The sequence below is a fragment of the Chthoniobacterales bacterium genome, assembly GCA_039930045.1.
GTDB lineage: Bacteria > Verrucomicrobiota > Verrucomicrobiia > Chthoniobacterales > DASVRZ01 > DASVRZ01.
Window position 1 is genome coordinate 67860 of sequence record JBDSQB010000005.1, and the last position, 16028, is coordinate 83887.

The window sequence follows — 16028 nt, forward strand, 5'->3', positions numbered from 1 at the left end:
AAGCCAGCTCCACTGAAAAATCGGGGCGAAAGGATTCGAACCTTCGACCTCCTGGTCCCAAACCAGGCGCTCTACCAAGCTAAGCTACGCCCCGTTTTTCAAAGAGTGGGCCTCACTATGGCCGTGGAAAATCGATTGGCAAGCGGAAAGGCGGGACTTCCATTTAGTTCTGCGCTTTGTAAACCGCGCAGCCGGCCACAGTGAAATGCAACTCGGATGTGAGTTTTTCCACGTGGCCATTGCCGCCGAATCTTTCCTCGTTGCTGGAAAGAACCAGCTCCCATTTCCCGCCGTCGATCGCCGGGGAAATCGAGCCTTCCAACACCTGTCCGCCGTGGCCGCCGACGAGGTCGAAGAGCACCAGCCATTCGGTGTCCGATCCGCTGAGCCGGAGCGCGCCGATGCCGGTGGCAATTTCCTGCACGCCATAGGTCTCACGGTCCTGTGGACGAAAGGCCGTCTCCGCGCTGCGCAAGGCGAGGCAGGTGCGGTAAAGTGCTAACATTCCGGCATGTTCCTTCAGTTGAGTTTCATTCCAATCCAACTGCGAATTGCGGAACGTCGTTTCCGTCTGCGGATCAGGCAGGCGATCCAAGGTTTCCGGATGATTGAAGGCCTTGAAATCCTTAAACTCCTCGCGGCGTCCGGCGGTGATCAGGCGGCCCAGTTCGTCGTTGTGATCCGTGAAAAACTGGAACGGCGTCGAGGCATTCCATTCCTGGCCCATGAAGAGCAGCGGCGAATACGGCGAGAGCAGGAGCAGCACCGAACAAGCCCGGTAAGACTCGGGTGAAATCAGGTGCCCGATGCGCTCGCCAAAAGCGTGATTCCCGATCTGGTCGTGATTCGAAATGCAGTGGATGAACTTCACCGGCGGGATGTGACCCGCATGGCTGCCGCGATTTTTTCCCTGCACCCGCGAATACTGGCCGCAATAAAGCCAGCCGTGGCGCAGCGTCTCCAGCACGTCGCTCAGAGAGCCGGTGAAATCGCCGAGATACGACTCGTTCTCGCCCGTGTTGGAAACGCGCGCGCTGTGATGAAAATCGTCGGCCCAGACGCCATCGAAGCCCATTCCGGTTTCCTCCTCGGGCAGGAGAAGATTCGACTCGTTGCGCGGGTCCTCGGCGATGGCAAATCCATCGAGCTGATGAATGCTGCGCGTGAGTTCCTGCAAGAGGTGAGGGGACGATTCGTCGATGATCGCGTGAGTGGCATCGAGCCGGAATCCATCCACATGGAAGTCGCGCATCCAGTAGCCGGGATTCGCCGCGACGAACTCCCTCAGCGGACGAAAATCCGGGCTGCCATAACGAATCGCGCCGCCCCACGGCGTCTTGCAATCCTCGTCCAGATAGTCGCCGATGAAGGCCGCGAGATAATTTCCGTCGGGGCCAAAATGGTTATAGACCACGTCCAGAATCACCGCGAGCCCGAGACTGTGCGCGGCATCGACGAAGGCGCGAAAATCATCGGGAGTTCCATAGCATTCAGCGGGCGCGTAGAGATAAACGCCGTCGTAACCCCAGTTGCGTTCGCCGGGAAACGCAGCAATCGGCATCACCTCGATCGCGGTCGCGCCCAGGTCGCGAATGTGGGGCAGCCGTTCAATCGCCGAGAGAAACGTCCCCTCGCGGGTAAACGTCCCGATGTGCATCTCGTAGATCACCAGATCGCGCAACTCGGGCCGCATCCAGTCGTCGTCATTCCAGGGAAAATGCCGCGCATCGACGACCATCGACGGCCCGTGCACGCCGAGCGGCTGGAAGCGCGACGCCGGATCGGGGAAACTGTCGTTTCCATTCAGCCGATAACTATACAAGTCGCCTGCCGCCCCCAGTTCATCGAGCCCGGTGAAAAAACCGCCGCCGTCTTCGTTGAGCGCGATCCGACGCGCCGGTTCCGGCAACTGGCCGGGGAGAATCGTCTCCGCTGGCAGATCGGTTGGATCGTAAATATTCACCTCCACCATTTCCACCTGCGGAGCCCAGACCCGGTAGCTCACGCCCGAGGTTTCCACTCGCGCTCCTGGACCAACGGAGTTGGGGGACGGAATCGATGGGGACAGGGACATTTCGGGCAGACTCGTTGCGTGCATCATCACACTGGCAACGGCGCAGCGTCGAGGGATGCGTGTCAGGTTAAAACCTTAGTCCCGCCTCCCGCCCGGCTCCGGGATCACGCCGCGCCCGCTTCCGCCGCCCGCGTCTTTTCCCCTTGAAGTCGCCGCCTTTCTTGAACAGCTTCCCTGCATGGCGCAGCTCCTCATCCCGGGCGACACAACCCCTCACGACCTCCCCCCGGAAGGCGTCACGATTGGTCGCGGGGACACCAACGACATCGTCATCCCCGACGACGGAGTCTCTGGCCTGCACGCCGAAATCCGCCTCGACGGCGAAACGTATCAAGTCCGCGACCTCGGCTCGTCCAACGGCACACGAGTCAACGGCAACCGCATCAGTCAATCCGAATTGCGCGACCGCGACATCGTCGCCTTCGGCCCCATCCAATGCGCCTTCTTTTTGGCCGCGAAAACGCCCGCCGAAGTCCCTGTAGAGCCTGCCATGAAAGTTCCTGAACCGGAGCCCGCGCCAGCCAAAGCCAGCGTCGCTGCGAAACTAGGCGGCTTCTTCAAAGGCGTCCTCCGCCGCCCCGGCAAATAGGCCCGGGCGGAGTCAGATTGAGGCTGGACTTATTTGAACGGCGTCCCTATCTCCGGTTCGTGCTGATTCAGGAAAAACCACACGTTCATTTCATCGGAATCTGTGGCAAGGCCATGGGCGGTATCGCCGCTGCCCTCATGCGGCAGGGCTGGAAAATCACCGGCTCCGACGAGGCGCATTATTCGCCGATGAAAGAATTTCTGGAGGCGGCCTCTGTCCCGGTGAGCACGCCTTACAGCGTGAAAAACATTCCGCCCGACACGACGCTCGTGGTCGTGGGCAAACGCGTTTCCGAGGACAATGTCGAACTCCGCCACATCATCAAAAAAGGGCTGCCGTTCCAATCGTTCCCCGAGTTTCTCCACGGGCAATTTCTCCAGCACTCGCGCAACGCCGTCGTCGCCGGTGGCGTCGGAAAAACCACGACCTCGGCGATGCTCACCTGGATTCTGGAATCCGCCGGTCGCCAGCCGGATTACCTCATCGGGGGACTCGCGAAAAACCTGGACCAGCCCGCCCGTTTTGCCGGGGAAAAATTCACCGTGCTGGAAGGCGACGAATACGCCTCCTGCTTCCATGATTCGCGCCCGAAGTTTCTCCATTACCGGCCCGAGGTCGCGGTCGTGACTAACATCATCGAGGACCATCCCGATCTGTATCCGCAGCTCTCGGATTTGGTCGCGGTTTTTGCCCGCCTCACCGCGCTGCTGCCCGCTCACGGTTGTCTGATTCTTTCCGCTGACGATCCAAATGCAACTCCGCTCGCCGCGACCGCGAGTTGCGAAGTGATCACCGTCGGCACGGAGAAATCGGCCACGCAGCGCATCACCGGAATCGACTTAGACTCGCATCGGTCCTCCTTCCGATTTCTGAATACTCACTTCACGCTACCGCTCTGCGGACTCATGAACATTCGCAACGCCGCGATAGCCGCCGCCGCTGCCGCCCATTGGAATGTAACTCCCGCGGAATCCGCCGCGGCGCTGCGCACCTTTCGCGGAGTCGCCAATCGGCAGGAGGAAAAAAAGATCGGGAGTTGCAGTGTGATCCACGACAAGGCGTCGCATCCGTTTTCGCTAGTCGGATTGTTGCAGGCGCTGCGCCAGCGGCATCCGGATCGCCGCGTGGTTTCCATCATCCAGCCCCGCGCGACCGGCGGCAAAGGCTGGGTCTATCAGAAGGATTTGCCCGAGGCACTGGCGGGCTTCGACAAGGTCATCATCGCCGCCGCCTATGAGCACAAACCGCAGCGCCAGCAGGCTTGGGAAAATACGCCATTTTGCACCGACTCTCTCGCCAATGATCTTGCCGCCCAGGGAACTGACGTAACCGTGGTGACGCCCCTCACTGAGGAAAGCCTGCTTCAGGAACTGCTGCCCGGAGACGTGATTCTCATCTCGATGTCCGAGCAGGCGGCGGCGCAAAAAGCCCTCGTGGAGAGAACGCTGCTAACATTGAAAAGGCGCGGGTTGGCTACGGTTTCCATTTAGGAGGCACTTAAGGACAAGTGCCGCTCCAGTAGGCGTCTCCATTGGAGGGCATCTGTCCTCAGATGCCAGGATTTTTCAGACTCGCGTCAGCCAACGCCAGAGACGGGCGCGCAAGCTGCGGCCTTTTCCACGGCGCTCGTTTTCCGATTCGAGTTTGGTTAGTTTCTGCTCCAGACGTTTGCGTTGTTCCTGCAAGAAATCGATGCGCTCGCGCTGCTTGTGCAGTGTTTCCGTGAGGCGAATGTGAGTCGTGTCCAACTTCTCGGCAGCCACGTCCGGCGCGAGCCAGGCCGTTTGTTGAGTGTGGATGACCGTTTTTAGGAGCAGTTGCAGCGCGCGTTTGTCGCGTTCGAGTTCCATTTCCTCGGGTGGATTTTTTCCCGCGAGAATATTTTCCAGCGTCCCGGCGAAGACGCGCGGGTGATGCGTTTTGTCGTAGGCGAGCCGCATCTCACGGGACAATTTCTCCAGCGTTTCGCGGTTGCCAACCTCCCGCAAAACCGATGTCAGATTTTCCGGCGTGCTCCAGGTAAGTCCGCCTGGAATCTCGCTTCCGCAGCCCATCAGCGCCCGCTCGGGACGCTCCGAATAACGCAGATGCGGCGTGGCCGACGCCAGCACCTCGGCATTGGTTCGCGCGCCATTCACCGGGAACGAGGAGAAGTAAACGTCGCACGCCTGCTCCCAGAGAAACGCGCTGAGCGACGGCGTCCATTCGACGTGAATGAACCGGTCGGCGGAAATATTTTCCCGAGCTAGAACCCTCGCAATTTCCCCTAGCATTTTGCCACCGAGCTGTCCCACGTGATAATGCCAGCCGCCGGTGCTGCGCAGGATCACGGCCACGATCTCGGCATAGCTGTGCGCGTGCAGCCGCTGATATTTGGCCGGCCCGCCGCAGGTGGCGGTGACGAGATTTCCCCGGGTTAGAAAACCCACCGGACGCGGCCCCGGATCAGGCGATGTTAGGAGGAGCAGATTCGACTTCAACCCGAGGAAGCGCGTGACGGAGGACGCAGTGGGATTGAGGTCGATGATTTGCACTCCGGGGAGGAAAAGTCCGAAGCTGGGGATGCTGTCCGCGTGATGCACCAGGACGCGTTGCGATGCGATCCACGGCTGGCACGCGGCGACCGCCACCGGATCGTGCGGATGCTGGAATAAAAAAAGCCGTCGCGGCCGCAATGTTAGGAGGATTCGAAGCAATTCATCGAGGCGTTCCTCGAAGGACGCGCTGGTTAGAAACGTCGTTTTATCTGCGCCGATGCGGGTGCGCGACTGGGTGTTTTCCGGCAACGGCGACACGTTGAGCTGGAGGACATTCGTTACAATCAAATGCGACTCGACTGTGTTTCCCAGCGCCTCGACAAAGTCGCCGATCAGCGGAGTGTGACCTCCAAATGGATAGAGCTGTGTCGCGAGATAAACGTCGCATTTCCTCTCCGCATCGGACGCCTGACCAACCTCCTCCGCATGAGCCGCCAGCCACTCCTGGCCGATCTGATAGAGCTGCGCGTCGAAGCTGGGAACACCGAGGCAGCGCGCGCCGAGCCCCGGCTGGTCGTGGAGCTTGCGCATCTGGAGGCTGAGCGTTTTCAGCGGACTGAATGGGGCGTGATCCTTCACAATGTTAGTCGGTGTTTGACCATTTCCATTTGAGTTAGAAGCTGATGGACGGCGCTCGTTCTGGTGGAGTGGACTCCGTTTTGCAGTTCATCCGTGATCCTAACAATGGGAACCAGCCGACGCATGTAGTGCGAGAGTGCCAGAAGTTCCTCGCGCACGTCAATTTTCGTCGTGCGGTGCCGCTCGATCACGCGCTCGTAGAGTGCGGTCAAAGTCCGCACCGCGTCGCGTGAGTCGGCTTCGATCCGTATCCGCTCCGTCACAAGTTTGCAGCGCGCTGGAGAAAAGTGGAGGAGCTGGCGCGAGATTTCCTCCACAGACGGCGGTGGTGAATTCACAGCGATGGAGAAATTGACCTGCCGATAGCGGTCGAAGTTTGCCGGTGTCACCATTTCACCGCAACTCGTGCGGCCCAGAACCACGACGGCGCAACCGCAGGCCAGCGCCTCGATGGCGGAGCGTCCCGAGGCGAAGACGACATCGTAGTTAGGAAGGATGTTTTCCGGGTCGCCGATCATCCTTTCGAAATTGCGTCCAATCCAATCCAACTCGATTCCCATTGCGGCGGCGGCGCTCTCGACCGCCAGCGCGTTCGGGCTGTTGCGGTGAGAAAATTTGTTGTAGAAAAGTCCCCGTCGCGGCCGCTGTGGAAGTTTCCTAACCTGACAAAACCTCCGTGGATCGACGCCATTGAGAAAGACATCGACGCTGTCGGGAGTTAGATTGTATTCGATCATCATCCGCTCCCGCAGCGTGCGCGACATGGCCAGATAATGGTGGATGCGTGGGTGTTTCGGCACGCTCTCGCGCCAGACTGCACCATGGCAATGGTAGATCGCGGGAATGTTAGGAAGTGCCGTGAGCGCCGTCATTGCATCCATGTGGTGCTGGGCGTGAATGATGTCTGGCGGCTCCGGAAGATTCTCCAGATCATCAACCGATTGGATAACATCGATGCCTCTGAAATGATCCGCATCCTGCGGATCGGCGCTGTAAACCATCACGCTGTGGCCGCAGTTTTGCAGATCGCCTGCGAGGTCGCGCATGAAGGATTCCGCGCCGCCGCGCACGTGCAGGGTGTTGTTAGTAATGAGCACCCGCATGTGAAGTTAGCGTGGCTGGGCGAATTGCTCCATGACCCATGTTAGCTGCGCCTGAAGTTCGAGGGCGGCGCTGGCCGGCGACGCGGGCAGGCCGTCATTCTTCTGCAACTCGTCCGTGCTTTTGATCAGCGGCACGAGCCGTCGCAAATAACGCGAGATCGCCAGGATTTCCTCGCAATGATCGGGCTCGCGCGCCTGATGCCGGGCGATGACTTGCTCGTAGATTTCCACGAGCGAATCGATGGATTTGCGGCAGTCGGCCTCGGTGCGCAGCCGGGCCGTGACTTCGCGGCAGCGAGTGGGGGAATAACGCTGCAACTCGCGCGTGATTTCTTCCGCAGATGGCGGTGCAGAATTGACAGCGATGGAGAAATTGACCTCGCGAAAGCGGTCGAAGTTTTCCGGCGTCACCATTTCACCGCAACTCGTCTGGCCGAGAATCACCACGGCGCAACCGCAGGCCAGCGCCTCGATGGCGGAGCGGCCCGAGGCGAAGACCACGTCGTAGGTCGGCAGGACGATTTCCGGATCGTAAATGTAGTTTCCAAAGCGCTGGCCAATCAAATCCAACTCGATTCCGGCCGCCGCCGTGGCTGCCTTTGCCGCGTGCACGGTCGCGCTGTCCGCATCGTGAACGCGGCTGTAAAAGATCGCGCGCCGTGGCGTTTCCGGAAGCTGGCGAATGTTAGGAAACAGTCGCGGGTTCACCCCATTCAGGAAAACATCCACATCGGAGGGATCGATGTTAGATTCGATCGTCATGCGTTCCGCGAGAGTGCGTGACATCGCTAGATAACGATAGATGCGCGGGTGCTTCGGCACGCATTCGCGCCAGACCGCGCCGTGGCAATGATAGATCGCAGGCACCCCAGGCAACGCCGTCAGCGCGGTCATGGCCTCAAGGTGATGCTGGGCATGAATGATGTCCGGCGGCATCGGTAGGTTGGCGAGGTCGGTGGTCACGGGAACGACGTCGCTCTCGAGGAGGCGCTCGCCTTCTTTCAAGCTGCTCGTGTAAGCCATGACGACGTGGCCAAGGTTTTGCAAATCGCGGGCAAGATCACGCACGAAGGTTTGCGAACCGCCGCGCCGATGGAGGGAGGTGTTGGTGATGAGGACTCTCAAGGAGCCCAGAAAAACGACTTTAAACAGAAGAGTCCAGCCACTTCCCTCAGACCGCCTGCGTGGGGTAGCCGAGCCATTCCGGTTTCTTGGCGGAGCCGTCGAAAAAGGGCGTCGTCTTGTAAAGTTCGTAGGCTCCATGAGCCGCCGAGGCGCGCGTGCGGTCGAGGATTTTGGCCAGTTTCTCCTCGGGATAACGCTCAAAGGATTTCGCCGCCGTGATGGCTTGGTCGAGGATTTCCATGCGTTCGCAACCGGTGATCACGACCGAAGTCGGCAACCCGAGCGCGTAATGCAGGCACTCGATGGCCGAGACGACAGTCAGCAAGATGGCGAAACCATCCGAGTTGCATTTCAATCTGCTGCGCTGCTGCGCTACTGTTCCTGGCTTTCGGGAGATGACGCCTCAACCGGTGCTGTAGTCTCCTGACGAGGCGTTTCCGTGGCGGCTTTGGCTTCCGCCGCTGCCTCGGCCTGGATCGCTTTCGGACCCATCGGCAAATCGAATGTGCCGTCGGAAAACTCGATGACGTGTCCTTGACGAATGAGCCAGTAAAGATCGCCGATCAGACTGTGTTTCAGCGACAATTTTTCATCGTCGGTCGCGCCCACATTGTTGCCGAGAATTTTCTCGGCGAGACCTTTGCGGTCGATGCCGGGATGCGCGTGAATCGTTTGCAACACGGTTCGAATGGAACTCGAAAGCGACTCTGATCTGTCATCCAAAAACGACGGCTTCAACGACGAGATGAGCAGGACGCGTTTCTTGAATTTGAAGATGTGCAGATTCTGCTCGTTGAACTTCACCCGGATCGCATTGACCAGACCGAGCGGGTAACGCATTTCGGCTTCCCAGGCCATGCGAACGGAGGCGGTGAGGCGGCGGTCCGTGAGGTTGCGCGCTTCCTGACCCGTCAACGTCTCGGCTTCGACTTCAGTGATCAAGTTTGGGAGAATTTCCTTACGGAAATAAGCCTCGGCCTCGGACTTACTGGCGAAAGTCAGGCCGCTGCTGGCCGGTGGTTCCGCGATTGGCGCTTCGTCGGCAGGCGCTTCTTCAACCGGAGTTTCAGCAGGCGTTTCCTCCAAGACCGGAGTTTCATCCGTATGGACGGAAAGCTCGGTGGTGTTAACCACGGTTGTCTCTGTAACCACTTCACTTCCAACGGGTTCCTCGGGAGTTACATACGACTCAGTGACGGGCTGGACTTCGGCCTTCGGTGCTGACAGTTCAGCCTGCTCCCCGGGAGTGAGGAGAAGGTAGGTTTCGAGCCGGCGCGACTCGGTTTTCCATTGCTCGACGGCTTCCGGGTTGTTGGTCGTCTCGATGTTGCTTTTGTATTCCTGAAAGCTCATCCGGCGGCTGAAACGCTCCTCGTATTCCTTGTGCAGCGCGGGCTGGAACGAGTGGTGATTGGTTGGGCCAAAGATTTTGCCGGTGAGCCGGCTGCGGGCGACAGAGGCAAAATTTCCCTTGATCTCGGGGGCTTCCGTTACTTCGACGCGGAAGAAATTTTTCCAGAGTTCCTGAAAGGCGATGCTCTCCAGGCGTCCGCGCTCGGTGGCGAAATGAGAGGTGTTTTGCAGCTTGAACAGCTTCGACTCCGGCAGTGGTTTGATGACAACATGATGACGCTCAGGACGTTGCAGGAACATTTTTGCGACGCCAAAAAGCGGATAGGCAATCGGGGCCGACTTGAGTTGCTCGGTGACTTTTTCGAGGGCGTGCTGCTCGGGCAGGAAGGTGATGGAGACCTTGGCCGGACGTTCCTCGGGCTGCGGCGGGCGCTGTTCCTGTCGGCGGTCGGGCGGACCATTGCGGCGGTCGCGGTTATCTGGACGACCCGAGTCACGGCGCGGTCCGCGATTTTCCGGAGGCCGGCTGCTTGGATTACTCTGCGGAGGACGAGAACCTCCGCCGCCCTGTGGACCCGAGGGACGCTGCGAATTGCGGCTGTTTTGATCGCGTCCGCCGCCGCCACCTTGGGCGGGACGTGGGCCGCGTCGGAAATCACCACCGCCATCGCGGCCACCCCGGCGCGGGGCACGATCTTCGCCGTCGAAGTTGGCGTAATTGGCCGGGGCGCTGTTTTCCTCTTTCAACCAGGAAGGCAAGAAACGGAGGTCGAGCGCATTGGACTCGGGGGCGGAATTTTCGGGGTCACTCATAACGGAAAGGGCGGTTGGGGCAACGAGGTTAACGGACAATCCGGGGAAAGGCGTGCGAAAAAGATGGGAAACCCGAAAATTTATATGTTGCCAAGGTGCCGGTTCGTTATTAAGCGTAGCCCCTGCCAATTAAACCCTAGAATTTAAACACCCTAAAAACATTATGTCGGACAAAACAGTCGAAGAAAAAGTAAAAGACATCATCGTCGAGCAACTCGGCGTCAATCCAGAGCAAGTCGTCACCTCGGCTTCCTTCATTGAAGACCTCGGTGCGGATTCCCTCGATACGGTGGAATTGGTCATGGCTTTCGAAGAAGAATTCAACGTCGAAGTCCCTGACGAAGACGCTGAAAAACTTCAGAGCGTGGGCGATGTCGTCAAATACATCGAAGAGAAGGCCAAATAAAGTTTTCTAAAAGATCATCATTTGAAAAAGGCACGGCTTCGGTCGTGCCTTTTTTATTGGGCAAATGGGCTAGAGCCACTCCTTCAGCTTGTCGGCGAATTTGTTGTAAATGAAGCCGAGCGAGAGCAGAACCACGCCGAGAACAATGAAACTCAGGATCTGGAAAATGAGGTCGAGCCCCCAGATATCGTGCAGGAAAACACGCCCAATCGCCAGCGCCAGAACGCCGAAGCCGCAGAGCCGGTAAGTGCGTTCGCGAATGGCGAGCCCCAGACCAAGCGCGGCGGCTCCGATGAGGGCCCAGGCGAGGGTTTTTGGAAATGGGGAGCCACTAAAATCGAGCCAGCGGCTGATGACGGCGACGAAAAGCGCAAAGAAAACAATCTGGCCGATGTGCCACGGATCGCGGGTCTTTTGATGCTGCCACCAATGGGTCAGGAACAGCAAAATCGCCAGCAGCGCGAGGAAGATTACGCCGATGATCGGAGTCTGACTCGTCTCTAATAGATATGGAACCGCGACGTTCAGGATCAGAAGCTGGCTCGTGCTGGATAATTCCGGCAAGCGAATCGCCCAGCCGAGGGCCAGCAGGAGAACCACCGCCGTCAGTTGTTCGGGAATGACTCCGAAATGGATCGGCAGAAGCAGGGAAAGTTTCCAGACCGCCAGCGCGCAATAACCGACCGCGGGCAAGTTCCATGTCGATGGAGCTTTTTTCCAGTTTCGGCTCAGCCATCCATCGACGATCAGCAAACTGAAAAGCGCCCAACTGGTCACCGCATTGTTGGTGAAGTCGGTCGAAAACGCCAAGAGCGTCACCGCCCCGGCGCTGAGTTCGCGAATCCAGCCGTGGCGGCCATTCATTCCGCAGAGCAAAACCGTCCCCTGGATGGTGAGCGCGAGCGTCAGTTGATCGCCATGCAACTCGGTCAGCAGCCCGTAAGTCAGCACGCCGAGGCCTTGCGCGAGATAGGCGCCATCAAGGAACAAATCGCCGCTCTCGCGCCGCCTGGCCAGCCAGGCGAGCAGGAGCAGAATCGCACCGAACCCGAGCGAAAAACGGCCCGTCCATTCCGGGTGCTGTGAGTGCAGCAGTTGGAAAACGAGACCGTAAAAGGCGGCATTGTTCACCGTCAGAAAGGGCGTTCTTTCCTTCGATGAAAACGCTTCCGCCCGACTCAGAAAAACGGCGGCGGTGAATAGAATCCAGTAGCCCAAAAGAAAACCGGCGGCGGGCCAGATCGCTTCCATCGGACGATCCCAGCGCCAGAAAATGTAGCTGCCGTAAGTCCCTGCGAGACTGAGAAAACTGACCATCGTCCAGCGATGACGCAGCAGAAAATAGACGGCGGCCCCGGTTAGAATCAGACTCGAATAGAGCGAAAACCAGCCCAGCGGATTGATCGCCGACGTGTAATAGGAGAGCAAAATCGCCGTCAGTGCCACCGATTGTGCCTGACGCTTTTCCGCGAGCCACACGACGACCGCGCCGATGCCGAGCAGCAAAAATCCGCCGACGAGCGGGTTGTCGATCACGTGCAACTGACGAACAAAAGTCGCGCCATACGTCGTGTAATAGATCAGCGCCGCGCCGCCTGCGAGGAGCACGCGACCGTAATTGCGCAGCGCCTCGGTGTTTTTTTCCAGCCGTGCGCCGAACCACGCGAGTCCACCGCCGAGGAAATAAAGCACCGCCAGTTTCACCCACGGGCTGAGTTGGGGAAGGATGTGGTGATAGGCGTAATTGCCCAGAAAAACGAGGCCGGTGAGCAGGATGACGATCCCGATGCGCACCAGCCAGACGGTGCCGAGCTGGAACTCCCACGAGGGCTTCGCGACCGTTGACGGCGCGGCGGAAACCACAGTCGAGTTAGGTATCAATGGAGCCGGGGCGCTCGCGACGGGCAGGGGAGGCGGCGATGCCGTTGTCAGCGTTTCTATCTTCCGATCCAGTGCGGCGAGCCGGAGTCGCAACTCGTTTTGTTCACGCAGAATGCCCTGCAACTCGTCCGGGGAAAGGTCTGCCATACGGCCCATCTTAACAGCTTTTGAACAGATTTGGAGAAACGTTTGCACGGCTTCTCCAATCTGGCTATTTTAACCGCATGAGTGTGGTCCCCCTCCTGCGCAAACTAAGTGAAGTCGGTCCCGTGGACCAAGTCGGAATCGAGGAGAGGGTCGCCAAGTTCACCACGCGCAGCATCAAGAAAAAGTCGAAGCTCTGGGGGCTGATGCGCGCCGTCACGATGGTCGATCTAACCACACTGGAGGGCAAGGACACGCCGGGAAAAGTCATTTCGTTGTGTCACAAAGCGCTCACGCCGTCGGATGATCGCGACGTGCCGCCCGCCGCCGCTATCTGCGTTTATCCCGCGATGGTGAAGCACGCACGGAAGGAGCTAGGAGCTGTCAGTCCGGTGCGAATCGCCTCGGTTGCGACCGCATTTCCGTCGGGTCAGAGTCCGCTCAAACTCCGCTTGGAAGAAGTGAAACGCGCGGTCGGCGATGGGGCGGACGAGATCGACATGGTGATTAATCGCGGCCTTTTTCTTTCCGGCCAATATCACGCGATGCAGGACGAAATCGTGGCCGTCGTCGAGGTCTGCGGCGAGGCGACTTTGAAAGTGATCCTGGAGGTCGGCGAATTGGAAACTTATGACCACGTGCGCGTCGCGTCGTTTCTGGCGATGGAGGCGATTCGCGAGGGAGATTTCATCAAGACGAGCACGGGAAAAGTGACCGTGAACGCCACGCTCGCCAACACGCAGGTGATGTTGGAAGCGATCCGCGATTACTATCTGAATACGGGCCGCGCCATTTCGATGAAACCCGCCGGCGGCATTCGTACGGCGAAGCAGGCACTGCATTTTCTCGTCGCGGTGAAAGAGACGCTCGGCGACGAATGGCTAAATAACTCGCGCTACCGTTTCGGAGCCAGCGCCCTGCTCAACGACCTCGTTCGCCAGATCAGTAAGGAACGCACCGGTGCCTATCAGGCCCCGTGGTATTTCTCCGAGGCCGCCACCGCTTACTAACATTCCTATGAAAGTCAAAGAACGCCGCGCCAGCAAACCCTCCAAGGCTCCAGCGCCTCCGCAGTCGGCCACCAAACCTAACAAAAACGGAGCCGCGCTCATTTTTGGCGACCTGTGGGAGTACGATCCCGCTCCAGAAACTGCCGACCCGAAAATCAAAGCGGATTACCCGCTCTTTATCGACGGGAAATTCGTTCCGCCAAAGGGTGGAAAATCTTTCGCCTCTATCAACCCAGCGACGGAAAAAAAGATAGCTAACATTGCCTTGGCTGGAGCCGCCGATGTGGATGATGCCTATCAAGCCGCCAAGCGCGCCTACGACAAAACCTGGGGCAAAATGCCTGGCCGTGAGCGTGGCAAATATCTCTTTCGCATCGCACGTCTGCTGCAGGATCGCGCCCGGGAATTTGCCGTAGCCGAGACCATCGACGGCGGCAAGCCGATCAAGGAGTCGCGCGACTTCGACGTGCCGACCGCTGCGGCACATTTCTTCTATCACGCAGGCTGGGCCGACAAGCTGGCCTATGCGATTCCTGCGCATAAAATCGAGCCGCTCGGAGTCGTCGGCCAAGTCATTCCCTGGAACTTCCCGCTGCTGATGTTAGCATGGAAGCTGGGCCCGGCTCTGGCCGCTGGAAATACCGTGGTGCTGAAACCATCGGAAACGACTTCCATTACGGCGATGAAACTGGCGGAGGTTTTGCAGGAAGCCGATCTGCCGCCGGGGGTTGTTAACTTCGTCACGGGCGCAGGCGAAACTGGGTCAGCGCTGGTGAATCATCCGCTGGCTGCGAAGATTGCTTTCACCGGCTCGACCGATGTTGGCAAACTCATCATTCGCCAACTCGCAGGTTCTGGAAAAAAGCTAACCATGGAGTTGGGCGGCAAGGCGGCAAACATCGTCTTTGAAGACGCTCCCATCGATCAGGCCGTCGAAGGTGTGGTCAATGGTATTTTCTTCAACCAAGGCCATGTCTGTTGCGCGGGCAGTCGATTGTTAGTCCAGGAATCCATAGCAGAGTTGTTTATCGAAAAACTGCGCCGTCGCATCGACGTTTTGCGCGTCGGAGATCCGCTGGACAAGAACACCGATGTCGGCGCGATCAATTCCAAGGAACAACTAGGCCGGATCACTGAGCTGGTTAATCATGGAGTCATGGAAGGTGCCGATCTCTACCAATCTTCCTGCAAACTGCCGAGCCAGGGATATTATTTTAAGCCGACCCTGCTCAGCAACGTCACGCAAAGTCACCGCGTGGCGCGCGAGGAAATTTTCGGTCCCGTGCTATCCATTCTCACCTTTCGCACGCCCGAGGAAGCCATCGAAAAAGCTAACAATACGGCCTACGGACTTTCCGCTGGCGTGTGGACAGACAAGGGCTCGCGCATTTTGAAAATGGCGGCCTCCATTCAAGCCGGAGTCGTCTGGGCGAATACCTTCAACAAATTCGATCCCGCGTCGCCTTTCGGCGGCTACAAGGAGTCCGGTTTCGGCCGCGAAGGTGGTCGCCAGGGATTGTTCGATTACGTCAAAATATCATGAGCCGTCTAGCTATTACCAAAACCCCCAAAGCCTATGTCGGTGGCGCGTTTATCCGCTCCGAAAGTGGACGCGTGTTTCCGATTCAGGAAACCGAAACCAAGTCATTCTTTGCTAACATCCCGCAATGCACTCGCAAAGATCTCCGCAATGCCGTTGAGAGCGCAGCCAAAGCGGGCGCGGGTTGGGCTGCAAGGACTCCTTACAATCGCGGGCAGATACTTTATCGCCTCGGAGAAATGATCGAGGCGCGTTCTTCGGAAATGGTGGAGGCGCTCACCCATACGTCTGCAACTCCGATGGCCGCCGCGAAGGACGAGGTTGGCAGGACGATTGACCTGATTGTTCATTTTGCCGGCTGGGCGGACAAATACGATCAAGTGTTGGGAAACTCTAACACCGTTGCCGCGCCGTATTTCAACTTCACGATCAGTGAGCCCTCCGGCGTGATCGGGATCATCGCGCCGGATGCGCCAGCGTTGTTAGGTTTGATCGCACAGGTGATGCCAGCGATTGTTAGTGGCAACTCGGTGGTCGCGCTTGCATCCGAGTTAGCCCCTTATCCGGCCATCGTGTTAGGAGAAATGCTGGCCACTTCCGATCTGCCGGGTGGTGTGGTGAATATCATCACGGGTTTCCGGCAGGAACTGGTCGATACCTTTGCAACTCACACGCATTTGCGTGGGCTTGATGCGAGCGTGAATCAAGAGCAGGCGGTCAAGTTGGAAGTCGGCGGCGCGAGCAGTGTGAAGCGCGTGAAAATACGCAATGCCGACGGAGCTTGGGCGGACTCAGTGGGATTGCACGACATTCGGAGTTTCATCGAATTCAAAACGGTCTGGCACCCGGTCGGAATTTGAGTGTTATCTAATCT

General features: G+C 58.5%; 13 protein-coding genes and 1 tRNA gene. 6 read left to right on the forward strand and 8 right to left on the reverse strand.

Annotated elements, in window-relative coordinates:
* Positions 1 to 20: 20 nt before the first annotated feature.
* Together ABIT76_04865 and treZ are read right to left on the reverse strand one after the other, a co-directional pair.
* Positions 21 to 94, reverse strand: a tRNA-Pro gene (locus ABIT76_04865).
* A gap of 69 nt (positions 95 to 163) precedes the next feature.
* Positions 164 to 2074, reverse strand: a complete 1911-nt coding sequence (treZ, locus tag ABIT76_04870; protein MEO7932473.1) for a malto-oligosyltrehalose trehalohydrolase — start codon at positions 2072 to 2074, stop codon at positions 164 to 166.
* A gap of 178 nt (positions 2075 to 2252) precedes the next feature.
* Between treZ and ABIT76_04875 the strand changes: the two genes are divergently transcribed.
* The gene (locus tag ABIT76_04875; GenBank protein MEO7932474.1) at positions 2253 to 2663 is read left to right on the forward strand and encodes an FHA domain-containing protein; all 411 of its coding nucleotides are present in this window, start codon (positions 2253 to 2255) and stop codon (positions 2661 to 2663) included.
* A 59-nt stretch (positions 2664 to 2722) separates the two neighbouring features.
* Entirely contained in the window at positions 2723 to 4153 is a 1431-nt protein-coding gene (locus ABIT76_04880) for a Mur ligase family protein (GenBank protein ID MEO7932475.1), read from the forward strand.
* A gap of 75 nt (positions 4154 to 4228) precedes the next feature.
* On the opposite strand, the gene ABIT76_04885 is transcribed toward ABIT76_04880, so the two are convergent.
* From ABIT76_04885 to ABIT76_04905, 5 genes are read right to left on the reverse strand one after another with little or no spacing between them, the layout of a single operon-like run.
* Positions 4229 to 5779 (reverse strand): hypothetical protein, encoded by a 1551-nt coding sequence (locus ABIT76_04885; protein ID MEO7932476.1) that lies wholly within the window; start codon positions 5777 to 5779, stop codon positions 4229 to 4231.
* On the reverse strand, positions 5776 to 6882 hold the full coding sequence (locus ABIT76_04890) for a glycosyltransferase (protein ID MEO7932477.1): 1107 nt from the start codon (positions 6880 to 6882) through the stop codon (positions 5776 to 5778). The genes ABIT76_04885 and ABIT76_04890 overlap by 4 nt, the downstream gene beginning before the upstream one ends.
* 6 nt (positions 6883 to 6888) lie before the next feature.
* On the reverse strand, positions 6889 to 8007 hold the full coding sequence (locus ABIT76_04895; protein ID MEO7932478.1) for a hypothetical protein: 1119 nt from the start codon (positions 8005 to 8007) through the stop codon (positions 6889 to 6891).
* Positions 8008 to 8053: 46 nt separating this feature from the next.
* The gene (locus tag ABIT76_04900) at positions 8054 to 8332 is read right to left on the reverse strand and encodes a hypothetical protein (GenBank protein ID MEO7932479.1); all 279 of its coding nucleotides are present in this window, start codon (positions 8330 to 8332) and stop codon (positions 8054 to 8056) included.
* A 47-nt stretch (positions 8333 to 8379) separates the two neighbouring features.
* A complete protein-coding gene (locus ABIT76_04905) occupies positions 8380 to 10173 on the reverse strand; it encodes a hypothetical protein (protein MEO7932480.1) in 1794 nt (597 codons plus the stop codon).
* A gap of 163 nt (positions 10174 to 10336) precedes the next feature.
* Between ABIT76_04905 and ABIT76_04910 the strand changes: the two genes are divergently transcribed.
* Positions 10337 to 10579 (forward strand): acyl carrier protein, encoded by a 243-nt coding sequence (locus ABIT76_04910; protein MEO7932481.1) that lies wholly within the window; start codon positions 10337 to 10339, stop codon positions 10577 to 10579.
* A gap of 69 nt (positions 10580 to 10648) precedes the next feature.
* Here ABIT76_04910 and ABIT76_04915 read toward each other — a convergent pair whose 3' ends face one another.
* On the reverse strand, positions 10649 to 12607 hold the full coding sequence (locus ABIT76_04915) for a DUF2339 domain-containing protein (protein MEO7932482.1): 1959 nt from the start codon (positions 12605 to 12607) through the stop codon (positions 10649 to 10651).
* 77 nt (positions 12608 to 12684) lie between these two features.
* Between ABIT76_04915 and deoC the strand changes: the two genes are divergently transcribed.
* The 3 genes from deoC to ABIT76_04930 all read left to right on the forward strand — a co-directional run bounded on the left by deoC (position 12685) and on the right by ABIT76_04930 (position 16014).
* Positions 12685 to 13614 carry a deoxyribose-phosphate aldolase gene (gene deoC, locus ABIT76_04920; GenBank protein MEO7932483.1) on the forward strand — a complete coding sequence of 310 codons (930 nt, stop codon included), beginning with the start codon at positions 12685 to 12687 and terminating at the stop codon, positions 13612 to 13614.
* A gap of 112 nt (positions 13615 to 13726) precedes the next feature.
* Positions 13727 to 15157 carry an aldehyde dehydrogenase family protein gene (locus ABIT76_04925; GenBank protein ID MEO7932484.1) on the forward strand — a complete coding sequence of 477 codons (1431 nt, stop codon included), beginning with the start codon at positions 13727 to 13729 and terminating at the stop codon, positions 15155 to 15157.
* Positions 15154 to 16014: an aldehyde dehydrogenase family protein gene (locus ABIT76_04930; protein ID MEO7932485.1), complete on the forward strand. Its 861-nt coding sequence runs from the start codon at positions 15154 to 15156 to the stop codon at positions 16012 to 16014. The genes ABIT76_04925 and ABIT76_04930 overlap by 4 nt, the downstream gene beginning before the upstream one ends.
* Positions 16015 to 16028: the final 14 nt, after the last annotated feature.